Source organism: Marinobacter sp. es.048 (assembly GCF_900188435.1).
In the GTDB taxonomy this organism is placed as follows: Bacteria; Pseudomonadota; Gammaproteobacteria; order Pseudomonadales; family Oleiphilaceae; genus Marinobacter.
Genome location: NZ_FYFA01000001.1, coordinates 640,443 through 664,787 on the forward strand (window position 1 = coordinate 640,443; position 24,345 = coordinate 664,787).

A 24,345-nucleotide genomic window follows, 5' to 3' on the forward strand; every position below is an offset into this window, starting at 1 on the left:
TTTCGCCTGCGAGATAGGTTCCATGTCGATTCATGTTGCCCTGAGTCATATCACCCACTATCGCTATGAGCGCCCGATCACACTGGGCCCTCAGATAGTTCGTTTGCGGCCCTGTCCGCACGCGCGAACCCGGATCCTGAGCTACTCGCTGAAGGTCGAGCCCGACGGTTATTTCCTTAACTGGCAACAGGACCCGCAGGCCAATTACCTGGCCCGCCTGGTGTTCCCCGAAAAAACGGGCGAGCTGAAGATCACGGTGGACCTCGTTGCCGAGATGGCCGTGATCAACCCGTTCGATTTCTTTCTGGAACCCCGGGCAGAGACCATTCCGTTTGACTACGAGGAATGGCAGACGGCAGAGCTGGCGCCTTATTTACAGAAACTGCCGGAGACACCGGAATTCCGTAAGTGGATGGCCACCATAGACCGCAAGGAAACCCCCAGCGTGGATTTCCTGGTGGGTGTGAACCAGAGCCTTGCTGACCGTATTGATTACCTGATCCGGATGGAGCCGGGTGTCCAGACCCCGGAGGAAACCCTGAAAAAGGGCTCCGGCTCCTGTCGGGATTCGACCTGGTTGCTGGTGCAGACGCTCCGGCATCTGGGGCTGGCGGCGCGCTTTGTGTCCGGCTACCTGATTCAGCTCAAGGCTGACCAGAAAGCACTGGATGGCCCTTCGGGCGCGGAGGAAGACTTCACCGATTTGCACGCCTGGTGCGAAGTCTTTCTGCCGGGCGCCGGTTGGGTGGGGCTGGATCCGACGTCCGGCCTGTTTGCCGGAGAAGGGCATATCCCGCTGGCCTGCAGCCCGGATCCGTCCTCGGCGGCGCCAATTACCGGCATGGTTGAGGAGTGCGGGGTCGAATTCGAGCACCAGATGAGCGTCCAGCGCATCTGGGAAGCACCTCGGGTGACCAAACCCTATACCGAGACCCAGTGGCAGCGCATCGTTGGGCTGGGCCATGACGTCGACCAGCGTCTGACAGAACTGGATGTACGTCTGACTCAGGGCGGTGAGCCTACCTTCGTGGCGAATCACGACCGGGACGAGCCGGAGTGGAACACCGAGGCCATGGGCCCCACCAAGCGCAAGAAGGCCATCGAGCTCTATCACCGGATGCGGGACCGCTACGGCGCTGGCGGGCTGGTTCATTTCGGCCAGGGTAAGTGGTATCCGGGAGAGCCGCTGCCCCGATGGTCCCTGAACTGTTACTGGCGCAAGGATGGCGAGCCGATCTGGCGGGACGAGCGCTGGCTGGCGGATGAGCGCATCGAAGGCAACGCAAGCCCGGAAGATGCTCACAGGTTTTTGTCGGCCTTGGCGAAAGAGCTTGGTGTTGATGAAAAACAGCTGTTCCCGGGGTTCGAGGATGCTTTTTATTACTTGTGGCGGGAACGACGGCTGCCGGTCAACGTCGATCCTTTCGATGCGAAACTCGAGAATGCCCTGGAGCGCAAGCAGCTTCAGCAGATTTTCAGCCGGGGCCTGGACGAACCCGTCGGCTACGTGCTCCCCCTGCGTGTCACTGAAAAGGCACAGGCATGGGAAACGGGGCCCTGGTTCCTGCGCAGCCAGCGCTGTTACCTGATTCCGGGCGGCTCCCCGATGGGCCACCGGCTGCCGCTGGATAGCCAGCCCTGGGTGGAAGAAGCGGATTACCCCTGGATCCACGAGCAGGACCCCTTTGCGCCCCGTGGCCCTTTGCCCGGAAAAGAGGAAATCCGGCAATGGAATAGCGGCCAAGCTGGCCAGTCGTCTCCGGAGGTGGAGCTGCCCAAGAAAGGAAAGTCAGCACCCGAGGTTGTTCGCACCGCCCTGTGCGTGGAGCCCCGGGAAGGCATTCTTCGTATTTTTATGCCGCCGTTAGAAAAGCTGGAGCCTTACCTTGCCCTGGTTTCCGCCATCGAGAAAACCGCCAAAGAGCTTCAGCAGCCGGTCCTGCTTGAGGGGTATGAGCCACCCTCGGATCACCGGTTGAGTCATTTCCGCATCACGCCGGACCCCGGGGTGATCGAAGTGAATGTGCAGCCGGTTCGGACCTGGGACGAGCTGGTTGAACAGACCGAGACGCTCTACGCGGACGCCTACGAATGCCGTCTCACCTCCGAGAAGTTCATGATGGACGGCCGTCATACCGGCACCGGTGGCGGCAACCATTTTGTGCTGGGTTCGCAGAAGGCAGAGGATTCCCCGTTCCTGAGGCGTCCGGATCTGCTGCGCAGTCTGATCAGCTACTGGCATAACCACCCCAGCCTGTCCTATCTGTTTTCCGGCCTGTTTATTGGCCCCAGTTCCCAGGCGCCGCGGATTGATGAGGCGCGCAACGACCATGTGTTCGAAATGGAACTGGCGTTCCGGGAGATGGAGCGGTTATGCCCTGTGGGCAAAAAAGTCGCGCCCTGGGTGGTGGACCGCTTGCTCCGGGACCTGCTTACGGACGTGACCGGCAATACCCACAGGGCCGAGTTCTGTATCGACAAGCTCTATTCCCCGGACGGCCCGGGTGGGCGTCACGGTCTGCTCGAATTGCGGGCCTTCGAGATGCCACCCCATGCCCGCATGAGCCTGACCCAGCAATTGCTGCTGCGGGCGCTGGTGGCCCGATTCTGGGAGCAGCCCTACAAACCCAGCGGGCTGGTTCGCTGGGGAACCGAGCTGCACGACAGGTTCCTGCTACCTCACTATGTCTGGCAGGACTTTGAGGACGTCATCGACGATATGAAGGCCCAGGGTTATCCGCTCGAGAGCGAGTGGTTCGCGCCCCATTTCGAGTTCCGGTTCCCCCGGATCGGCGATTACAGGGTCAAGGGCATAACCCTTGAGCTGCGCTCGGCTCTGGAGCCCTGGCATGTGACCGGAGAACACGGCGCGATCGGCGGCACCGCCCGCTACGTGGATTCTTCCCTGGAGCGTTTGCAGGTGAAGGTACGCGGCGCTGCCCCGGATCGTTACCAGATTACCTGCAATCAGGTGCCGCTGCCGCTTCAGCCAACAGGGATGGTGGGTGAATCGGTCGCCGGCGTCCGGTACCGGGCCTGGCAGCCATCCCAGTGCATGCACCCGACCATTGGCGTGGATGGGCCTTTGGTGTTTGATATCGTGGACACCTGGAACGAACGCAGCCTGGGCGGCTGTGAATATCACGTGACCCACCCCGGTGGCCGGAATTTCGAGACTTTGCCGGTGAACTCGTTCGAAGCGGAAGGCCGCCGCATGGCGCGCTTCTTCCGTATGGGACACAGCTCGGGGCAACAACCCCTGCGGCCGGTTCCGGAGCACCGGGAGTTCCCTTTCACCCTGGATCTGCGATATCACAAATAAGATGCCTGGACGTGTGGTTTGATGCTGGCTCCGGAGAGTAGAAAGCGGCTATGCTTCCAGCTCACTGACTAACGGAGCCTGAATTCAAGGTGGCGAAGCAGCAAGCAGTTACTGACATCCTCCGCCAGTACCATCCGGTGCCGGACCGGTTTGATGAGCTTGGCTCCATGGGCTCCGGGCCCAAGTCGCACTGGCGGCCATTGTTGCGCCAGCTGAACCTTGAGTCAGTCGCCGGCCTCAACCTCAGGGCCCAGGCCGTCTCCAATGCCATTGCCGAAGACGGGGTAACCTACAACGTCTACGAAGATCCCCGCGGCGATACCCGGCCCTGGGAAGTGGATCTGCTGCCGCTGGTTCTGGGCGCCGATGAGTGGCAATGGCTCTCGAAAGCCGTGGCCCAGCGTGCGGAGCTTCTGGACAGCGTTCTGGCCGATCTATATGGCGAGCAATCACTGTTAAAAGAAGGTCTTATGCCGCCGGCCCTCGTCTATGGCCAGGCGGGGTTCCAGTGGCCCTGTCAGGGCATTCGACCTGCCGGAGGCCGTTTCCTGCATCTGTACGCCGTGGATCTGGCACGGGCGCCGGACGGCGGCTGGTGGGTGATGGCGGACAGAACCCAGGCGCCCTCGGGAGCGGGCTACGCCCTTCAGAACCGGCTGGTGATTTCCCGGGCGTTCCCGGCGCCATTCCACAACCTGCCGGTAACCAACCTTGCGGAATTCTTCCAGGGTTTCCAGAACAGCCTGGCAGGCATGTCGCCTGCCGGAACCGAGTCGCCGCTTTGCGTGCTGCTGACCCCGGGCCGGTTTAACGAAACCTATTTTGAGCATGTGTTCCTTGCCCGTTACCTTGGCCTGCCTCTGGTTGAAGGCCAGGATCTGACCGTGCGCGACGACACCGTCTACCTGAAAACGCTCCAGGGCCTGCGGCGGGTACACGCCATTTATCGCCGGCTGGACGATGGCTTCTGTGATCCGCTGGAACTTCGCGCCGATTCCGTGCTGGGGATTCCCGGGCTTCTGGGAGCGGTGCGGGCAGGCAAGGTTCTGATGGCAAATGCCCTGGGTTCCGGTGTACTTGAGAGTGCGGCGTTATTCGGGTTTTTGCCGGAGATTTCGAAGAAATTACTGGGCTCGCCTCTGGCTATGCCGTCGGTGGCGTCCTGGTGGTGTGGTGAGAAACCGGCTCTGGACTATGTCATCGAGCACCTGGACGAGCTGGTCATTAAACCGGCCTTCGCGAGCATGCGAATGGAGCCGGTGTTCGGTTACCAGGTGAAAGGTGCAGAGCGGGACGCCCTGATCAAGAAGATGCATGCCCATCCCCATGCCTTTGTCGGCCAGGAGCTCGTCCATCTTTCCCAGGCGCCGGTCTGGAAGGGTGATCCGGATCAGCCGCTGGCAACCCGGTCCATAGGTCTGCGGCTATTCGCGGCTGCCACGCCTTCAGGGTGGCGGGTGATGCCCGGCGGCCTGACCCGGGTGGCCATGGACGAAGGTGTGGAGGTTATCTCCATGCAACGGGGCGGGCTTTCCAAGGATACCTGGGTGCAGGCTCGTTACACGGCACCCTCCAAGTCACTGATCAAAAAACGATTGCAGGTTTCGGACCTGCTCGACGGAGAACGGGATACGCCGTCACGCGTGGGTGAGAACCTTTACTGGATGGGACGGCACTCGGAACGGGTGGAAGGTACGGCGCGGTTGTTGCGCGCCGCTTTCAACCGTTTGTCGGGGCACGACGAGGCCAGTGAAGAAGCACTGCTCGGGCTGCAGCAGGCTGCCGAGCAGTTCGGCACTCTACCGGAACCTGAAGAGGATGCGGTGCCAGAGCCGCTTCCAGACATGTTGCTCAAGGCGGTCAGTGATGTGACCTCTCCGGGTTCAATTGCGTCCATTCTCCAGGCGTTGCTGTTCAATGCCAGTCAGGTCCGGGATCGGCTGTCCTCCGACAACTGGCACACGCTCAATCGGGTGGGCAAGCCGCTGGCGCCACCACCTAAAACGCCGGACCAGTCGATCCGGGCACTGAATCTGGTGTTGCTGGATTGCATCTCCCTGGCCGGCTTCGCCATGGATGACATCACGCGGGATGCCAGCTGGGTGTTCCTGGTGATTGGTCGGCGGCTGGAGCGGCTGGCCAACCTCTGTACGTTGATCTGCGTGCCCCTGTTCAGCGACCGGTTCAGCCGCCATGCGATGCTCGAATGGCTGCTGGAAGTGGCCAACTCGGAAGTCACCTACCGCACCCGGTACCGTCGGACACCAGAGCTTCTGGGGGTACTCCATACCCTGGTGATAGACGCAAGCAACCCTCATTCGGTGATGTTCCAGCTGCGCCAGCTGCAGAAGGACCTGCCGGAGATGGGGCGTAAAACCGGGCAGCTGTTTCCGCCGGATCTGAACGAATCGCTGCAGCGGCTGCGAGCGCTTGATCTGCATCCGTTTGAACGCAAGCGCCCGGACAAAGCCTGTGAAGCCCTGGCGGAGCTATTGTGTGACATCCGGTCGGAGGCCTATCGTGTGTCTGATGAAATCCAGCGGCAGTGTTTTATTCACACCCGGTATTCCGACCGGTCTGTGAACCCGGATTGAGGCGCCTGTCATGACATTTGTCCGTTACCATGTGCGTCATGAGACCCTATACCAGTACGATCAGGTGGTGGGGGAGTCCCACCATTTGCTGAGGCTCACGCCGCGGGCGTTGCCCTGGCAGCGGAATCTTGAGCATCACCTGGCGATCTCACCGGAACCCTCCGCAAGGCGTTCCTTCCTGGACTGCTTTGGCAACCGGATTACCAAGATTCATTTCACCGCCGACCACGAGTACCTGGAGATCATCAGCGAATTCTGGGTGGAGCTTCGTGAACGTCCGAAGCCCTCGGCAGCCGCTGCAAAAGTTCCCTGGGAAACCGTGCGTGACAGCCTGCGGTACCGCGCCGATAGGAAGTTCCCGCCGGACCATCTTCAGGCCACGGCGTTCCGGTTTGTCTCCACCAATGTACCCATTGATTCCCAGTACGCCGCCTATGCCCGGGAGGCGTTTCTTCCGGAGCGCCCGCTGGTGGAGGCGGCCGATGCCCTGATGCGGATGATTCATCGCGATTTTAGCTTCGACGCAACGGCAACGGAAACCTTCACCCCGGTCGAGCAGGCGTTCAAGGCCCGTCGCGGGGTCTGCCAGGATTTCTCCCATATCATGATTGCCTGCCTGCGCTCGGTGGGGCTGGCCGCGCGTTACATGAGCGGTTATATCCTGACCCATCCGCCCGAGGGCAAGGAACGACTCGTCGGTGCCGATGCTACCCATGCGTGGGTGGCCGTCTTTGTGCCGGATTTTGGTTGGCTGGAACTGGATCCAACCAATGCCCTTAGGCCGGATCTGGAACACATTACCCTCGGCTGGGGCAGGGACTTTTCCGATATCACACCGATGCGGGGTGTCCTGCTGGGCGGTGGTGGACATGAACCGGAGATTGCCGTGACCGTGGTGCCCGAGGAGGAGTTCGCCTCCCTGTACGGCGACGGCGAAACCTATCTGGAAGAACTGTCGACTTAACCGAATCCACCCGTCCGGTTGTGGTTGAGCTTATCCATACGTTCACTTCCTTACGGCAGAGTGCCGCGTAGCAAGCTATGCTTGCGGGCTTTCGATGGCACCCGGACGACACGGAATGATTGAAACGTTTTTCTCGACTTACATCAGCAGCACCATTCGCTTCCTGTTCCTGCTGGCGCCTTTTTTCGTGGTGACCATGTTCCTGGCGCTGACCAGGGGCCTGCCAGCAACCGAGAAGACATCGATTATCCGCCGAGCCTGCGTTTCGGCCTTTTTGATGGGCGTGATTCTGTTCTTTGCCGGCCCGCTGTTGTTCAGCGCCATCGGCATTACCCTGAATTCGTTCCGGATTGGTGCCGGTAGTCTGCTGTTCCTGACCGCCATCAGCCTGGTGACCAGTGGTACCCGGAATCACGCCACCGGGCTGCCCGATGAAGATCGCGATGACATTGCCGTTGTGCCTCTGGCGATTCCGGTAATGATCGGGCCGGCCACCATTGGTGCGATCATGGTGTATGGCGCCGAGCTCAACCGGGTATCCGAAGTGGCAGGCGGGCTCCTCGGGCTGGTGTCCAGCCTGCTGATCCTCGCGGTGTTGCTGCACCTGTCGGGCTACCTTGAGAAGGTGCTGGGCAAGACCGGCCTGAACATCATGTCCAAGATCAGCGGTCTGATCCTCTCGGCCATGGCGGCTGAAATCGTGCTGACGGGCATTGCGGGTTTCATTGCCTCCACCTAGAGTATCGCGGGACAGGTTTTCGCTGCAGGGTGTCTGATGTCTGCCAATACAATTGAACACAATCGCAAACGATACGATTTCTCCGGCGTGGAGTCGGTGTGGCTATTTGGCTATGGCTCGCTGATCTACAAGGTGGATTTCCCCTTTCTGGAGCAGCGCCCGGCGTCGATTCGCGGGTGGGAAAGGCGGTTCTGGCAGGGTTCCCACGATCATCGGGGCACGCCGGAGGCGCCCGGCCGCGTGGTTACCTTGGTAGAAAAGCCGAATGCTGTCTGCAAGGGCATTGCCTTTCGGGTATCGCCCAAGGTCTTCGAGCACCTGGATATCCGTGAAAAGAACGGCTATCTGCGCCTGAGCATCACGCTCACCTTCGACGATGGCAGCCATGCCGAGGGCCTGGTTTACATTGCCACCGAAGACAACGAAGCCTTCCTGGGCCACGCGCCCGATGCGGATATTGCCCGCCAGATCGCCTCTGCCTCAGGCCCCAGTGGCCCGAATGCCGATTATCTTTTGCGCCTCGCAGAGTCCCTGAGGGCAATGGGTGCGGATTGCCCGCACACCTTTGCCATCGAATCCCACCTGCGTGATGAGTTGAGCTAAGTCCGTTTAAGTTTGCTTTAAGGTTCGGGGAGCACACTCACCGGACCTTGAATCACACTTATCCCGGAAAATCCCATGGGCTTGTCCTCAAAACCCACTCTTCACGCGCAGCCGTTTGTGCGTAGCGGAACCGGTCGGTTTCAATGGCCTGCAATCAAACCGCATTGGCTGGTGTTGATCAGCGCCCTTGCACTGACCGCTCTGTATAACGTTCCTTTCTACACCGCCATTGATCGATACGTCGGCTTTGATCAGCCGATGCTGATGTTCAAACTCGCGTTTTTGTTGCTGCTGGTCAACCATCTCCTGATCAGCCTGTTTTCGGCACGATTTATCCTGAAGCCGGTACTGGTGTTTCTGTTTTTGAGTGCAGCGCTCAGTGGGTATTTCATGAACGCGTATGGCGTGCTGATCGACAAGCACATGCTGCAGAACGTGTTCGAAACCGATGTGCAGGAGGCTCGCGGCCTGCTGAGCCTCGGACTGCTTGTGCACATGGCGCTCTTTTTTGTGATTCCGGTTGTGCTGCTCTTTCTGGTACGTGTGAGCTGGCCGGCGGGCCTGAAAAGGGTCACTCACTGGTTGGCCCCGATCATTGTTGATATCGCTCTGATTCTGGTACTGGCGTTGACCAGCTATCAGGAGATGGCTTCAACGTTCCGTAATCACCGCGACATCAAGGATCTTGTGGTGCCGGTGAACAGTGTTGCTGCCCTGGCATCGCTGGGTAGCAAGGTGGCTGCGGCGCAGTTTCCCCAGGAATACCAGCAGGTGGGGCTGGATGCGACGGTTTCTCTCCCGGTTTCCGATCGCAGCAGACCGAATCTGGTGGTTTTTGTTCTTGGTGAAACTGCGCGCGCAGACCATTTTGGTCTGAATGGCTATCACCGCAATACCACCCCGGAGCTCAGTAAACTGGCCCGGCAATCGGGCGGAACACTGGTCAATTTTCCCGGGGTATCCTCCTGCGGGACCGCAACGGCCTTGTCGGTGCCCTGTATGTTTTCGTGGCTGGGCAGATCGGATTATGATGAAGCCGTGGCCAAGAACAGTGATAATTTCCTGGATGTCATGACCCGCGCCGGCATTGTCAGTACCTGGCTGGATAATAACTCCGGCTGCAAGGGCATGTGTGACCGGATTCCGACCGTTCGTCCGGAGGATACCGACCTCTGCCAGGGCGAGTACTGTGATGATCTGGTGCTGCTGAAGGGTGCCCATCAGCAGCTCGATGCCGCAGACAACAATGACCATTTCATGGTGCTGCATCAGCTTGGCAGTCACGGTCCCGAATACTACAAGCGCAGCAAACCGGACCAGAAAAAGTTCCTGCCCGAGTGTCAGAGCAATGAACTGCAGAGCTGTGACCAACAGGCCATTATCAACGCCTACGATGACAGTATTCTGGTAACCGATCGCTTGCTTGGGGAAACCGTGCGCATGCTGAAATCCATGCAGGCGGATTACAACACTGCCCTTGTGTATGTCTCTGACCATGGTGAGTCACTGGGCGAGGGTGGCATCTACCTGCACGGTATTCCCTACATGCTGGCGCCGGAGGCCCAGACCCATGTGCCCATGGTTGTGTGGTTGTCAGACGGTTTCCGGATGGATAACCGGATTGATGCCGAGTGCGTCAACCGGATCGCATCGCAACCGTTGACCCACGACAACCTGTTCTCCTCCATGCTGGGACTGATGAATGTGAAGACCGAGGCGATCGAGCCGTCGCTCAATATTTTCGAGGACTGCAGAACCACCTGAGGCGCCGAACTTTTTCTTCGTGTTCTGACAGAAAATACGACACTACCGGCTATTCAAACGTCAAGCTGACGGGGCCTTGCGTAAAGATCCTGCAAAGCCGGCCCCAAGGCACTGACATTCGCTCCCGCTTCGATAATCTGGGTTCAGAGGCATCCGGCACTGGGTCCGGATGCGAGATCTGTCTCTGAGCAGAACGGGAGAATCATCATGAAGCGACTGTTAATCGGAAGCCTGGTAACGGCATTCCTGATGGCATCGGCTCCGGTGATGGCCGACGACGATGACCGTCGTGGCCATGGCTGGCAACCGCACCATGAGAGGGGAGGTGCGCTACCTCCAGGTCACCAGAAAAAGTTCCTGCAGGCCCACTACCGAGACGACCGTCACCATCGGCACCACCAAAAACCACGGCACTACAAGCAGCATAAATGGGACCGAAAGTACCACGATCGCCACAGATACCATGGTGACAAGCGCGGATGGGGCAAGAAACACAAGCGGGATGTCTATCGCGACAGATACGATCGTCGGCGCGACTGGCACCATCACCATTCGGGCCATTACCGCATCAAACTCGGCTATGGTGACGGATTGCCGCCGGAGGCCCGTATCGGTCGGATTATTCACGACACTCACGTGCTAATTGAATCTTCCCGGCACTGAATGACTCCTCCTGGTTCCGGCGCACCTGTTGCTCCGGAGCCGGGTTGAATCCCCTTGCCGGCTCCTTGCGCCGGTGCTGCAGACCAATCAGCAGCAGCGGCACCACAATCATCAGGCTGCCGGCCAGGAACCACAGGTCGGGCACTTCTCCGAACCAGATCCAGCCAATCCCCACGGCCCAGATCAGACCGGTATATTCGGCGCTGGTGACCTGGTTGGCGTCCACTTGGCGGTAGGCCAGCAGTACGGTGATGTTGTAACCGAGAATAAACAGCGCCGAGCCCATGGCACCGATCAGGATGCCAGAATCCCATTGGGCGCCTTCCCACCAGGCCAGTGCACCGGCCGCAGGCAGAATCAGCAGGTAGTTCAGGAACAACTTGTGGACGGTGCTCTGCTGTTTCGGCAGTTTCCGGACCAGCACGGCGTTGATGGCCAGGGCAAAGGCAGAGCCAAGCGCCGCCACGGCCGCCCAGTTGAATTCCACTGGCCGCAGGATGAGCACAATACCGGCAAAGCCGCTGAACACAGCGCTGACACTCAGCGGCGTGAGTTTTTCCCGGAACAGGAATACCGAGAGCACCATCACCAGGATGGGCGCGGCGTAGAACACGGCGTTGGCGGTCGCCAGCGGGAGGTTGGCCAGGGCGACTACCATGCACAGCAGGCCAGCCAGGTGGATGTGGGCCCGGAAGGTGTGGATTTTCAGGCCGGCGAACAGGTTTTTCCGGTCCAGTTGCCCGGCCATTGGCAGCAGGAGTGCCAGGGTGATCAGGCAGCGCAGGAAGGCAAACTGGAACACTGGGGCGCCGGGTTCGAGGAGTTTGATGAACACGTCAGAGATCAATGCCATGGCGTTGCCGATCACCAGCAGCAGGATAGCGCTGTTTACGGTTTTTCCTGACATGTTTTTCTCCTCAATTCTTCAACTTTGGGTGCATGAGTCCGGTCACGAAATGGCTTCCGAAAACCGCTGCGAGTACATCCATGTACGCTTGCTCTCCGCCTTCCCTGGCTCCGAGCATTTTCGGAAGCCATTTCCTGCCCGGGCTCCCCTAACTGGCTCAGGAATTCTATTTGAGTGCTAATATCCGATAAAATGATCAATATTCACGTGCTATTAGAAAATTAGATAATGAAGCTGCCACCCCTGAAAGCCCTGCCTGTCTTCGAAGCCGTTGCCCGTCTCAACAGCTTTTCACTCGCTGCCGATGAGTTGGCGGTGAGCCAGAGTGCCGTCAGCCATCAGATCAAGCAGCTGGAAACCTACCTGGGCGAGCAGTTGTTCTGGCGCAGTGGACGGACGCTGTCGCTGACCGATGAGGGCCGGCAGTACCTGGATGCGGTCAGTTCAGCGCTGTTGCAGATTGAGCGGGCCAGTGAGCAGATTCTGGGGCATGAGGAGTCCTTGCTGAGGCTCTCGGTGTTCAGTTCGTTTGCCGTGCGCTGGCTGGTGCCAAGGTTGCCGGATCTGAAGCGGTTGCATCCTCAGCTGGATCTGGCGCTGGAGATGAGTAGTGGCAATCCGGTGTTGTCAGACCGGGTTGCAGATTGCTTCATTACCGTTAAGCCTTCTTCGCCGGCATTCAGCTATGAGCTGCTTTACGAGGAGCGTCTGTTCCCCGTGTGCAGCCAGGATTACTGGCAGAAGATTCGCCGGGAGCTGGCGCTGGAGGAGGTTGCCGGCGACCCGGCATCGGTTTCGTTAACGCCGGCGATGATGGCGGAGTTTCCGTTGCTGTCGACCTACAGCATCTATAACCGGCAGGGTGGGGATTGGGAAGCCTGGTATCGTGAAGCGGGCCTGGACCTGCCCAAATCCTGCCGTTTACTGCACTCGAGTCATATGCTGCTGTCGCTGGAGGCTGCGCGCTTCCACCAGGGAATTGCGCTGACCAACGACTACATGCTCAGCACTCGCAAGGATTCCGGTGACTTTGTGCGCTTGCCCTGCCACTCCGTTATGACGGGCGACATTTTTTACTTTGCATGGAAAACCAGCCGTCGCCGTGAACGAGGGATTCAGCTTCTGCGGCGTTGGCTGGTTTCAGAAGCGATCAATTCAGGATTACGTCCGGAGGAGGTCTCTCAGTAAACATTCGCTTTATCGGGTGCTTTCGGGGTGAAAGCGCAGCGGTCTGGTTTGATGTCCAGCAGCGGTGTGCCGTCCAGACAGTCCAGGCCGCGTACGATCAGCGTTCCTTTTTCTATACGAACCAGTTTGACCATGGACGTGCCAATCGGGTTGGGTCGCACCGGGGAGCGCAGGGCGAAGGTGCCGAAGGTCTGGCCGTCGCTTCTGGGGCTTTGCCGGATCAGGTCCCGGCGGCTCTGGTCGAGCCAGTAAAGCACCTCAATGGTGTCGTAGTCTTCGAGCCCCGCCAGCGCGTTGTGCCAAACAGGGTCCAGAACCAGCTGGCACTCCGGACCGTCAAGGCGGCCCTGGCGCGGGCAGTCCTTGCGATCGCGCCAGGGGGTATGCATGGTGCCGATGAATCGCAGCGTTGCATCGGAGGCCGGTTCAAGTGCCACGGCCTCCTCATTCGGACGCAAATCACCAGGATCGTTCATCGGCTGGCCCACGCTTTATTCCTCGTCATTTCTCTTCTCTGGGTGGGCGCTCGACCACCTTGCGTTTGCCCTTGGCACAGCGTGAAAGCGCTTTCAGGCCGTCGGCATCGAAGGCATCGACGCGGATCACATCATAGAGTGCTTCCAGTGCTTCCAGTAGTTTGTCACACTCGTCTGCCTTCACCACGCCCTGGGCACAGGCCCAGTCAACCAGTTCCTTGCGCTGATGCCCCATCAACAGGTCAATGCCGCCCAGTTCGTCTTCATCGCGGTTACGCATGGCGTCATGCAGCCGGCTGCGCATGTCCGCTGTCTCGTTGGCCAGCTTGTACGCATTCAGTACCCGTCCCAGTGGATCCTCGGGATCCATGGTGGTATAGGCGCCGCGGCTGATGCGCTGGCGCACCGGGGTGTCCTTGACGATTGAATCGGCCACTCTGGCACCGAGTCTGTCATCAGGACCGTTCAGGCCAGTGGCGCCCAGCGGGAACACCAGCAGACGCAGGGGCCAGCGCAGGGCAGGCACCGGGAAGTTGATGATGGCTTCGCGCATGGAGCCCTGTAGATCCCTGAGGCAGGTCTGTAGGCACCACTCTACCAGCGGCCGCTGGTCATCCGGGTAACCCTCCTCATGCCATTGTTTGATGACGGCAGTGGCGTAATAGAGTTGCACCAGGCAGTCGGCCATGCGCCCTGAGAGGCGTTGCCGGGCCTTGAGGCCACCACCAACGGTCAGCAGAGTGACGTCAGTCATCAGGGCGAAGGCTGCTGAGAACCGCGCCAGCTGTCGGTAGCTGGACTTGATGTTGCCTTGCCGTGGCACCGATTCGGCCCATCCCCTGGTCAGTCCCAGCAGCAGGGCCCGAAGGGCATTGCGGGTGGTATGGGCCAGATGCCGGTAGAAGATACCGTCGAACTTCTTCGCTGCCTTGTCCTCGTCTTCCATGCCCGCGGCTTCGATTTCCTCAACAATGAACGGATGGCAGCGGATGGAACCCTGGCCGAAGATCATCAGGCTCCGGGTAAGGATATTGGCGCCTTCCACGGTGATCCCGATGGGCACCGCCTGGTAGGCCCGGGCCAGGAAGTTGCGGGGGCCGGTGATCACGCCGCGGCCTGCCACCACATCCATGGCATGGTTGATGACTTCCCGCATCAGGTCGGTATTGCGATATTTCAGCACCGCGGACGGTACCGAGGGCCGCACGCCACGGTCCAGCATGCCGGAGGTCAGCAGCCGGGCAGCGTCCATCATGTAGGTGTAGCCTGCGATGGGCTCCAGGGCTTCCTGCACGCCTTCAAACTGACTGATCGTCCGGCCGAACTGTTCCCGGGTGAAGGCGTAGGAGCCGGTGGCCAGGCTGGCCACCTTGCCGGCACCGGTGCCGAGGGCGGGCAGGGAGATGGAGCGGCCGATAGACAGGCACTCGAGCAGCATGGTCCAGCCCTTGCCGAGCATATCCTGGCCGCCGATGACCTGTTCCATGGGAATGAACACTTCGTTGCCCCAGGTAGGACCATTCATGAAGACGGTGTTCATGGGCAGGTGGCGGGCACCGGCATTGACGCCGTCGGTGTCCTTCGGCACCAGTACACAGGTCACGCCGATTTCATCCGAATCGCCCAGCAGCTTGTCCGGATCATAGACCTTGATGGCCAGGCCGATCAGTGTCGCCACCGGGGCAAGGGTGATGTAGCGCTTGTTCCAGGTGACTTTCAGGCCCAGCACTTCCTTGCCGTTCCATTTGCCCTTGCAGACGATGCCCTTGTCCGGAATGGCGCCGGCGTCGGAGCCGGCCACCGGGGAGGTGAGGGCGAAACAGGGAATCTCGTCGCCGCCGGCCAGTCTGGGCAGATAATGCTGTTTCTGCTCATCGGTGCCGTAGTGCATCAGCAACTCGCCCGGGCCGAGGGAGTTGGGCACCATCACGGTAACGGCAGCCGATACGCTCCGGGTGGAAATCTTCATCACGATTTCAGAGTGGGCGGTGTTAGAGAACCCCAGGCCGCCGTCTTCCTTGGGAATCACCAGGCCGAAAAAACCGTTTTCACGGATAAACTTCCAGACCTTGTCCGGCAGGTCGTACTGCTCGTGGGTGATTTTCCAGTCGTCGAGCATGGCGCAGAGCTTTTCCACCGGGCCATCCAGGAAGGCCTGTTCCTCGCTGGTGAGGTGCGCCGGCTTGGCGTCAAGCAACTTGTTCCACTTGGGCTTGCCGGAAAAGAGCTCACCGTCCCAATCGACCGAGCCGGATTTCAGGGCTTCGGCTTCGGTGTCGGAGAGTTTGGGCAGTCGGCTGCGTACCCAGCCGAGCAGCGGACGGCTGAGCTTGTCGAGACGCAAGTCGCCAGGGATAACCAGAATCAACGCCAGGGCCAGCAGCACACCGCCGCAGAGAATGCTGATCAGATGCCATTCATCCTGGAACAGGCCCACAACGGTCGCAAGGGACATGACGGCAGCGGCTGTGGTGCCGCCGATACCCAGGTAGATCAGCACCAGGGCACTGATCAGCAGGAGAAGAACACTCATGGGGAGACCTCCGTATCGTGAATGCAATTGCTCAGAAGCTGCTTTAACCATCGGTTAAAGTTCAGGCAGTTGCAAGGGCTCGGGGCGTGAGATGTAAAGATTGATTGCGGTAATGAAAAGGATTGTCAAAAAACCGGCCTAAAGACTGCATTGATTGATCCAGACTGCCACTTTTTAAGAGCTTATAGGTTCATTTAATAAAAAGTGTCCGGAGTGGAATGGTGTTTGGTCACCTCACCGTTGCGAAACGCCTAGCCCTTGGTTTTGGACTGATTCTGTCCCTGGTAATTGCTGTCAGTCTGATCGGTAACCAGCGGGTCGGTTTTATCGACAGGACACTGACCGATGTCGGTGACGGCGCCGCCGTAAAACAACGTTATGCCATCAACGACATGAATGCCCAGATCGCCAGTGCCTCGGAAGAGCAGAGCTCCGTCGCGGAAGAGGTCAACCGCAACATCAGCCGCATCCACGACGCCACGGTTGAGACTTCAGCCGGTTCCGAGCAGGTTGCCGGGGCGAGCCGCGACCTGGCCGTGCTGGCCGGTCAGCTCCGTTCCCTTGTCAGTGTGTTCCGATTTAAAGGCTGATTCCGAAGATCAACAGCGCCAGGGTTGCCAGCAGCACCGCGACGTTGATGGCGAGGACTGTGTTGAGTTGTCCAGTGTTGTTGATCGCCCCTGGAAGCCTGGTGCTTATCCAGATTGCTGCCGGCATCGGGGCAAGAGCGAGGGCCGCCCCGGCCGGCAACCAGCCTATCCAGATCGCCCAGCCGAGAATGCCGTAGCTGCCCATTAGCAGCAGCCCAACCATGCGGGCAGCGGCCGGCTGGCCCAGGGTAATGACCAGGTGTCGGCGGCCGACCTTCTGGTCTGCCTCGGCATCCGGTATCTGATTGATCAGTAATAGCTCGCTAACCATCAGAAGCCCGATGGCGGAAACGGCGAGCGCCGTGGCATCCAGCCGGGCCCCCAGGGCAATCAGACTGCCCAGAATCATCACCGGACCGAACCCCAGCCCCGGGGCCAGCAGGCAAATCAGCGGCGAACGGGTAATCCAGCGGGTGTAGGTGAGCACCAGCACCACGCCGGCGGCGCCAAGTACCAGCATGGGCAGGCCCCGGAGCCAGAGAAAGTAGAGGCCAATGGCGATAACCAGTCCCAGGGTGCCAAAGGCGGCCAGCAAAACCTGCCGGGCGGCTGAGGGCACTGCCGGCAAGGCACCGCTGCCGCCGGAGAATGGCGTGCGACGGGTAATCAGGTCCAGCCCGGAGGCAAAGTCTTCGTACTCGTTGAGCAGATTGACTGCAGCGTGGGCGAGCAGGGCGCCGATCAGAACCAGCAGGGTATTGAGCAGGGCCGGAGGCTCGCCCTGGTGCCAGGCTACAGCCACGCCAAGGCCGGCACACAGCGGTGCGAGTAACAGAAAATTGGGGCGGGAGGCGCGCACCACCGCAACGGTTTCAGACATCGGGTCCTTCCTCGGCTAACAGAGCGGGTACTGGGGCAGATGCTCAGACGTAGCCGGCGGCAAACACCAGACCGAGCACAACCGGCATAACCACAAGACTGCCCAGATTGCTTAATAATACCAGCGAGGCGACCTTGTGTGGCTCCTGCCGATACTGTTCCGCCACCATGTAATTGAGCACGGCTGGAGGCAAGGCTGCGAATACCCACAGCGCCGCCACCTGCATCCCGGGAAGATCCAGAACGGCAATCATCGGCCACGCCAGGATCAGGCCGCTGGCGGGGCAGGCAATGGCGCCCAGCATGCCCAGTTTCCAGTCACTGAAATCGATATCCAGCATGCGCACGCCAAGTGCAAAGAGCATCAGCGGGATGCACACGCCACCGAGCATGTTCAGGGTTTCAAGCAGCCATTCCGGTAGGGGCACGCCGCCGAGATTGACCGAGAGACCGGCAATACTGGCAAAAACGATGGGTAGCTTGAGCCGTTTGATGATCGACGTATGAGGGTCGAGCATGTAAAGCCCCACTGAAAAGTGCAGCAGCATTTCCACGATAAACAGTACGATCGCCGCCGCCAGGGCCTCATCACCAAACGCCAGTACCAGCAGCGGAATCCCCATGTTGCCGGAATTGTTGAACATCATCGGCGGCAGGAAGGTTTTCAGGTTCAGCTTCAGAACCCTGGCCAGCGGGTACAGGACAATACCCGATCCGAGCACAACCACGGTGGCCGCCAGAGCGAGCCGGGCATACTCTTGCAGCGGAGCCTGCTGGTCAGCAAGAACGGCAAAGACCAGCATGGGCACAAACAGTTCCATGTTGAGAACGTTCAGTCCCTGGATATCGGGTGTCCGATAACGACCATAGAGGGCGCCGCAACCGGCGATGAGGAACACCGGCAACATAGTGGACAGAATCTGGCCAATCATTGAACAGGCTCCGGGAAAGTGTTTGGAAGTTTTTATTGGATAAACCGTTAGGTTCGCAAGTATCGGCCCATCTGGGCAAGTGTTAATCGACGATGTTCGACCAAAGCCGGAGACCAACACAATGGTTGTGTTCATGCAGATGCTTGCGGTGCCTGGTTGGCCCCACCACAATACCGGTTTGCAATGTTGCTATCTGCTCTGGAGAGTCCTTGTGTCCAGTCCTTTCGATGCCCCGGTTTCCCGTGAGAATACCTGTTCCGTCAAGTTCGACGCCCGCCAGGCAGTTTTTGGCACTGAGGATGTAGTTCCGGTGTGGGTAGCCGACATGGACTTTGCGGCACCGGAGGCGGTCACCCGTGCGTTGACGGAGCGCGCCCAACATCCCGTTTACGGCTACACCCTGTTTCCGGACGGCCTTTACCAGTCGATGATTGACTGGTTTGCCCGTCGCCATGGCTGGGAAATCCGGCGTGAGTGGATATTGATGGCGCCCGGCGTGGTGCCATCCATCAACGCCGCGTGCATGGCCTACGCCGGCCCCGGCGAGGGTGTGATCATCCAGCCGCCGGTGTACCCGCCGTTCTTCAGTTCGGTGCGTCACAGTGGCCGGGTGGTGATCGAAAACCCGCTGGTGCCTGAGGATCCGGACACCGGGGACCCCGGCCACTACCGCATGGATCTGGATCACCTTGAGCAGTGTGCCGCCCGGTCGGATGCTCGAATCCTGCTGCTGTGTTCGCCCCATAACCCGATTGGCCGGGTATGGTCGGAGGAAGAACTGAGGGCGGTGCTGGATATCGCACGCCGGCACCAGCTGGTGGTGGTGTCCGACGAGATCCATTGCGACCTCGCGTTCCCGGATAAGCCCCGCCACACAATGCTGGCGAACCTGGCCGGCGCCGAAGACGCACTGGTAACGGCAGTGGCCCCCAGCAAGAGTTTCAATATGCCCGGGCTGGGTTTGTCAGCCCTGGTTATTCCTGACGCGGACCGGCGCAAGGCAATGAAGGCTGTGTTCGAATCCATGCATCTGCCGCAGTGCAATCCGTTCAGTATTGCCGGGTTTGAGGCCGGCTATCGCCATGGCAGCCCCTGGCTGGACGAACTGATGGATTATCTGCAGGCAAACCGGGACTATGTGGTGGAAGCCGTTGGCCAGCGCCTGCCCGGCATCCGCGTGTCCGCACCCGAGGGTACTTACCTCATGTGGCTGGATTGCCGCGAACTGGGCCTGGACGATGCGGGTCTGAAACACTTTTTTGTCCGGGAAGCCGGTGTAGGCATGAACCCCGGTATTTCCTTTGGCGATCCCGGCAGTGGCTTTATGCGCCTGAACATCGGCTGCACGAGGGCGGTGCTGGAAGAGGTCATCGGCCGCATTGAAGCGGCCTTGAACAGGAACCTGCCAGATCACTGATTCTGCAGGGCACAGTGCTCTTCAACCAGTTTCCAGTGAGGGGGCTCGTCCATGTCTGGCATGTCCCCCCGAGTTGGCCCCGTGGCTTCCCAGATCTGTCCGCCGTGGCTGGCCAGATCGCCCTCTTCGTAGCTTTTTGAAAACAACCATTGTTCCGGCCTTACGCACATTCCGGAGGCGGTTTCGCCCCGATGTGATTTGCCGTCGGTCTGGTTGAATCCCGGCCGTCCGTCATTCTGTTTATCGCTGCCCTTTGCCCGCTCTCCGCTCTCCGGTCGGTTGCTGCAGTCGGGCACTGAGTCGAGCTTGATCCAGTCAAACGTGATGCCGGGCTCCAGTCCCTTGTGCATCTCTCTGGATTCGTACCAGTGGCCTTTATGGAAAACCACTGCTTCTTCGGGGTAATAATGTTCGGGGTTCCACTTGGCCTTCTCCGGATTGCAGGGTTCTGCCGCAGCCGGTGCCGACAGGCTCGCGGTCAACAGCATCAGAATCAGGCAAAAGAAGCCGCGAGCGTTACTGAGAGTGGGTTCAACCATGGGTTTCTCCTTTTGCTTGCTGCTTTGAGAGTGGGTAATTCGTGCGTATTCTGGTCTGGGTCGCCAGCACCAGTCCTGCAAGAATCAGCACGCCTCCGATAATGTGAAACAGCCCGAGGGACTCGTCCAGGAAAATGCCCGCAAGAATCGAGGCGAAGACGGGCGTCAGGTAAATAAAGATGGCCGCTCGGGCCGGACCAATTCTATGCACACCATGATTCCAGAATCCATAGGCCAGGATCCCCGGGAAGATCGCGAAATACAGTAACGGGAGTGCGGTGCTCCTGGAAAGTTCGAAGCCACCGGAAAAGAAAAACAGATCGGTCAGGTAGAACGGCAGGACCACCAGCGTTCCCAGAAGGATCTGCGTGGAGAGAAAGGTCAGCGCAGGGAGTGGCACTGCCTGTCGTCTCAGCAGCACGGAGAACAGGCCCCAGCTGAAAACCGCCGCCACCATGATCAGATCTCCCGGCTGAGCCTGAAGATTGGTGAGCACCGAGAGATCGCCGCGGGCAATCACGGTAACGATGCCGGTGATGGCCAATGCTATACCCAGGGCCTGAATCGGCCGGGTCCGGTCGCCGAGCAGGATCCAGGCAAGCAGAGCCACGAAAATGGGGATGGTGGCATTTATCAGGGCAATATTGGTAGCGGTGGTTGTGGTGGCCGCCAGGTACAGCAGGGTATTGAACGCTCCCACGCTGAAGGTCGCCAGCGCCAGCATGGAACCGAACCGCTGGCGGATCACCTGGCGGTGGTGCCAGATACCCGGCAAGCCGAAAGGCAGCAGGATGGCCAAGGCAATCACCCAGCGCCAGAACGACATGGAGAGCGGCGGGATGTTTTCTACCGTGCCCCGGGCGACAACGGCGTTGCCGGCCCAGAACAGCGGAGTAAGAACCAGCCCGATGTAGGCCAGGCCGGGAATTCGTGACAAGGCTCCGGCGTTCTCGGAAGACACAAAGGCTCCTGTGGGATTGGTGATGCCCGAAAAAAGCCTAGCATACTACTCTCCGGGAACTTCTGCCTCCGTACCAATGTGGTAGGCGGCGAAGCCGGCCATGACCACCTGGTCCACGGCCATGCCGATAACCCGGCCATCAGTGGTGGACCGGATGGGGTGCTGGGCATTGGTGATCGGATCGGAGACATAACCGAGAATTTCTCCTTCTGACACCTCCGCCCCAAGCTCGATTTCGCTGAACAGGATCCCGCCATGGTCCGCGCGTATCCAGTCGGAATCGTAGTAGACCGGCTCCGGATCGCCCCAGACGAACATACGGGAAATCATGCCCTGGCGTTCCATCAGGCTGGTCAGGCTGTTCACGCCGGCGCTGATCTGGTGTTGCTGGATGCGATGGGATTCCCCCGCTTCCAGAGTGACGGTGCGAATGCCGGCTTCCACGGCGGCGGTGCGCAGCATGCCCGCAGAACCGGAGCTGTGCACCACCGCCATTCGATCAAAGCCGCGGGTAAACTCCGCTACGTCCGGGTTATTCATGTCGGCGCGAAGTTGCGGCAGGTTGGTGCGCTTCAAAGAGCCGGTGTGGATGTCCACCAGCATGTCGCATTTGCGAATCACGTTCTCGAACAGTGAGTGGGCAATCCGGTCGGCCAGGCTGCCATTGGGGCTGCCCGGGAAATGCCGGTTGAGATCGCGACGATCGGGCAGATAGCGACTGCCCTGCTGGAACCCCGGCAGGTTCACTATCGGCACGCCGACGACCGTGCCCGAAAGTTTCTCCGGGTTCAGGTCGTACATGGTCTGGCGGATGATTTCGATGCCGTTCAGCTCATCCCCGTGGACTGCGCCTGTGAGGCACAGGGTTGGGCCGGCGTTAATACCGTTAACCACCAGTACCGGCGTGGTCTGGGACAGACCGGCAATCTGGATGCCTGGCGTCCAGGCCAGGCGGGTAGACGTGCCGGGCATGACATCGTTGTCGAGCAGGGTGAATACCTTGCCCTCGCGAATTTCGGGTTGCGGCTCCGGTTCCGTCACCGCTTCGGTTGCCATGTCCTCGGATTCTGCGGCGTCCGCATCGGTATCAGCGGGCGCTGAAACCTGTGCCTCCGGTGGCGGTGCAACCTGTTTCAGATCGATATTCGGGGCCACTTTGCGGGAACCGGCTGAGGGTGTATCGATACCGGCTCCGCCCCGTGCGGCTTCCGGTTTCCGGGATTTGTGTTTCTGCCCTTTGGTCTGCAAGGGAGCCGACTGCTCAACGTCCTCGACGCTTTCATCCTCGGCTAGCTCGGCAATCAGCACTTCGGATTTTTTGCTGGCCTTTGCCGAATCTGTTTCGGCCAAAAGCGGTGTCGACAGCCAAGGTATCACCAGGCCGATCAGCAGGATCCGGGGGGACGGTTTTTTAAGCCGCTCAAACAGCATATTTCCTCACGGTTCGTCAGTGTGCGCTCAAGGATAGAGTGCCTCTGTCGGTCATGAATACCGCTGTGACAAAGGTTTAATGCCACTTTCATGAAATGCGGGCAAGTTATAACGAACCCTTTTATACGCGGGGAAAGCGATTAACAATATGGGTGTTTTGCGAAATCCGGTGTGCTTTCGTTACTCCCGCGTTAGCTCTCGTGTATGGCATGCCAGAGGTCGTCCTCCCGGAACGCCCTGTGCTCCGCTTCCAGTTTCAGCAAATGCGCCAGGGCTGACCGTGCCGCGAGGCCGTGGATGGCCACCGGAACATCATCATAGGCTTTGGCAGTAAGGGCTTTAAGATCCACCGGCGTAAGGGCTTCCAGCGCACGGGCCACCTTGTGTTCGCGGGAGAGGCGGTGGGTGATGAGGAAATCGATCACCGCTTCAGGATGCCCCATCAGGAACCCGTGTGCCGGCGCAATGTAACGAACAGACTCGGCCAGCAACTCGTAGAGCGACTCGATGTAGGCCTTCATGTCGCCGTCCGGCGGATTAATCACCACCGTTGAGCCCTGCATGATGTGGTCACCGGAAAACAGCAGCTTCTGGTCGACCAGTAGAAAGCAAAGGTGGTTCGACGCATGGCCCGGGGTATGCAGCACTTTCAGAACCCCGGCTTCGGTAACAATCAGATCGCCGTGCTCCGGCTCGTCGTCGGCCCGGAACGTCTGGTCCTGGCCGGCACCCGGAGGCGCCGGCCAGCCGAACACCCGACAACCGGTGCGCTCTTTCAGCACAGCGACGGCTGGCGAATGGTCCTGGTGCGTGTGGGTCACCAGAACCTGGTCAATGACGCCACCGGTCACCTCCAGAATCCGCTCAATGTGCGACTCGTTGGCGGGTCCGGGATCAATCACCGTAAAGCGTTCATGGCCCAGAATGTAAGTGTTGGTACCCGGCCCGGTCATCATGCCCGGGTTGGGCGCCGTCAGACGGACGACCCTGGCGGCAACCTCTACCGCCTCACCGGGAATAATCTCCGCCCGTGTGGAACCTTCGCCCTCCGGATCCAGCTTGGCCGCCTCATCGTAGGCCGGCGCACCCGGTTCCAGCGTCACCGGCTTGCCCTTTTTCATCGCCGGCCAGGGCTTACTTGGATAGGGCTCCGGCGGATTGGCATGGGCGTAGCGCATCAGCGCCTCAGTGGTGTCGAAATCACTGAGCACCCGCAGCGTCCGGATCGTCGGCAACCCCAGCAAACATTGACCATTGCGATGATCCTCAAGGGCCTGCTCCGGCCGGATCCAGACATGATCAATGGTTTCGACCCCGTCGTGCCCGGCCAGTTGCCCTTCAGGAGCCGGCGTCACGAAAAACCGTGTATCGAAACGCCGTGGTGGCCCCGGCGGCGTGATCCAGTGGCCGAGATAGGCCAGCCGGTCCAACGGAATCGCCAGGCCGTGCATTTTACACAGACTGGCCAGGGACAGATCGCCGTCGAACACCGATTTCCGGTCAGCGTGGACCGGATGATCCCCGGCTATGGGATTGCCCTGCTTATCAACGGCAACCAGAATGCCGGATTCCTCAAAACACTCCCGAACCGCCGCCAACATATAATCGGCGCCGCCTTCATCAACACTCATGGTCTGGCTGATTTCGGCGTCTGCTGTCCCGACAATATGCTCCTGGCCGTGAGTTTCATTTTCCTCGACCCTCCCGCCGGGGAACACAAAATAGCCGGGCATAAACACGGCGTCCCAGGTGCGTTGCAGCAGCAGGACTTCAAGGCCTTCGGCCGTATCACGAACCAGAACGAGTGTGGCAGCAGGGCGAATTTCCATAAGACTCCAGATAC

Annotated in this window: 18 protein-coding genes and 1 pseudogene; 10 read left to right on the forward strand and 9 right to left on the reverse strand. The window is 59.8% G+C overall.

The annotated features are described in order from the left end of the window. Nucleotides 1–22 precede the first annotated feature (22 nt). From CFT65_RS02965 to CFT65_RS18900, 7 genes are all read left to right on the forward strand, one after another. Nucleotides 23–3,322, forward strand: a complete 3,300-nt coding sequence (locus tag CFT65_RS02965) for a DUF2126 domain-containing protein (protein ID WP_088826540.1) — start codon at nt 23–25, stop codon at nt 3,320–3,322. Between the two features lie 167 nt (nt 3,323–3,489). Then, nucleotides 3,490–5,916: a circularly permuted type 2 ATP-grasp protein gene (locus CFT65_RS02970; RefSeq protein ID WP_416376645.1), complete on the forward strand. Its 2,427-nt coding sequence runs from the start codon at nt 3,490–3,492 to the stop codon at nt 5,914–5,916. 10 nt (nt 5,917–5,926) lie between these two features. After that, entirely contained in the window at nt 5,927–6,880 is a 954-nt protein-coding gene (locus tag CFT65_RS02975) for a transglutaminase family protein (RefSeq protein WP_088826542.1), read from the forward strand. Nucleotides 6,881–6,995: 115 nt separating this feature from the next. Continuing rightward, on the forward strand, nt 6,996–7,619 hold the full coding sequence (locus tag CFT65_RS02980; protein ID WP_088826543.1) for a MarC family protein: 624 nt from the start codon (nt 6,996–6,998) through the stop codon (nt 7,617–7,619). A 36-nt stretch (nt 7,620–7,655) separates the two neighbouring features. Next, nucleotides 7,656–8,222: a gamma-glutamylcyclotransferase gene (locus tag CFT65_RS02985; RefSeq protein WP_088826544.1), complete on the forward strand. Its 567-nt coding sequence runs from the start codon at nt 7,656–7,658 to the stop codon at nt 8,220–8,222. A gap of 75 nt (nt 8,223–8,297) precedes the next feature. Further along, nucleotides 8,298–9,986, forward strand: a complete 1,689-nt coding sequence (locus tag CFT65_RS02990; RefSeq protein WP_088826545.1) for a phosphoethanolamine transferase — start codon at nt 8,298–8,300, stop codon at nt 9,984–9,986. Between the two features lie 207 nt (nt 9,987–10,193). Further along, complete coding sequence (locus CFT65_RS18900; protein WP_141103797.1) at nt 10,194–10,649, forward strand: hypothetical protein; 456 nt, start codon at nt 10,194–10,196, stop codon at nt 10,647–10,649. Here the strand turns inward: CFT65_RS18900 and CFT65_RS03000 are convergent. Next, on the reverse strand, nt 10,606–11,556 hold the full coding sequence (locus CFT65_RS03000; protein ID WP_088826547.1) for a DMT family transporter: 951 nt from the start codon (nt 11,554–11,556) through the stop codon (nt 10,606–10,608). The two genes, CFT65_RS18900 and CFT65_RS03000, sit on opposite strands and share 44 nt — an antisense overlap. A gap of 228 nt (nt 11,557–11,784) precedes the next feature. Between CFT65_RS03000 and CFT65_RS03005 the strand changes: the two genes are divergently transcribed. Further along, on the forward strand, nt 11,785–12,744 hold the full coding sequence (locus tag CFT65_RS03005) for a LysR family transcriptional regulator (RefSeq protein ID WP_088826548.1): 960 nt from the start codon (nt 11,785–11,787) through the stop codon (nt 12,742–12,744). On the opposite strand, the gene tsaA is transcribed toward CFT65_RS03005, so the two are convergent. Next, nucleotides 12,738–13,232: a tRNA (N6-threonylcarbamoyladenosine(37)-N6)-methyltransferase TrmO gene (tsaA, locus tag CFT65_RS03010; RefSeq protein WP_228705771.1), complete on the reverse strand. Its 495-nt coding sequence runs from the start codon at nt 13,230–13,232 to the stop codon at nt 12,738–12,740. The two genes, CFT65_RS03005 and tsaA, sit on opposite strands and share 7 nt — an antisense overlap. A gap of 13 nt (nt 13,233–13,245) precedes the next feature. Further along, nucleotides 13,246–15,753 (reverse strand): acyl-CoA dehydrogenase, encoded by a 2,508-nt coding sequence (locus CFT65_RS03015; RefSeq protein ID WP_088826549.1) that lies wholly within the window; start codon nt 15,751–15,753, stop codon nt 13,246–13,248. 380 nt (nt 15,754–16,133) lie between these two features. Here CFT65_RS03015 and CFT65_RS03020 point away from each other — a divergent pair. Next, nucleotides 16,134–16,343 (forward strand): annotated as a pseudogene (locus tag CFT65_RS03020) (methyl-accepting chemotaxis protein); the annotation flags it as partial. On the opposite strand, the gene CFT65_RS03025 reads toward CFT65_RS03020, so the two are convergent. Next, nucleotides 16,333–17,223, reverse strand: coding sequence for a prenyltransferase (locus CFT65_RS03025; RefSeq protein ID WP_088826550.1), 891 nt, complete (start codon nt 17,221–17,223; stop codon nt 16,333–16,335). The pseudogene CFT65_RS03020 and the gene CFT65_RS03025 overlap by 11 nt on opposite strands. A gap of 43 nt (nt 17,224–17,266) precedes the next feature. Beyond that, complete coding sequence (locus CFT65_RS03030) at nt 17,267–18,154, reverse strand: AEC family transporter (protein WP_088826551.1); 888 nt, start codon at nt 18,152–18,154, stop codon at nt 17,267–17,269. A gap of 211 nt (nt 18,155–18,365) precedes the next feature. Here CFT65_RS03030 and CFT65_RS03035 point away from each other — a divergent pair, with 211 nt between their 5' ends. Continuing rightward, the gene (locus CFT65_RS03035) at nt 18,366–19,571 is read left to right on the forward strand and encodes a MalY/PatB family protein (RefSeq protein WP_088828138.1); all 1,206 of its coding nucleotides are present in this window, start codon (nt 18,366–18,368) and stop codon (nt 19,569–19,571) included. On the opposite strand, the gene CFT65_RS03040 is transcribed toward CFT65_RS03035, so the two are convergent. From CFT65_RS03040 to CFT65_RS03055, 4 genes are all read right to left on the reverse strand, one after another. Next, on the reverse strand, nt 19,565–20,110 hold the full coding sequence (locus CFT65_RS03040; protein ID WP_088826552.1) for a carbohydrate-binding protein: 546 nt from the start codon (nt 20,108–20,110) through the stop codon (nt 19,565–19,567). The two genes, CFT65_RS03035 and CFT65_RS03040, sit on opposite strands and share 7 nt — an antisense overlap. Continuing rightward, complete coding sequence (locus tag CFT65_RS03045) at nt 20,103–21,071, reverse strand: DMT family transporter (protein WP_088826553.1); 969 nt, start codon at nt 21,069–21,071, stop codon at nt 20,103–20,105. Before CFT65_RS03045 ends, CFT65_RS03040 begins: the two co-directional genes overlap by 8 nt. Nucleotides 21,072–21,116: 45 nt before the next feature. Beyond that, on the reverse strand, nt 21,117–22,502 hold the full coding sequence (locus CFT65_RS03050) for a succinylglutamate desuccinylase/aspartoacylase family protein (RefSeq protein ID WP_088826554.1): 1,386 nt from the start codon (nt 22,500–22,502) through the stop codon (nt 21,117–21,119). Between the two features lie 191 nt (nt 22,503–22,693). Beyond that, nucleotides 22,694–24,331 (reverse strand): MBL fold metallo-hydrolase, encoded by a 1,638-nt coding sequence (locus CFT65_RS03055; RefSeq protein WP_088826555.1) that lies wholly within the window; start codon nt 24,329–24,331, stop codon nt 22,694–22,696. Nucleotides 24,332–24,345: the final 14 nt, after the last annotated feature.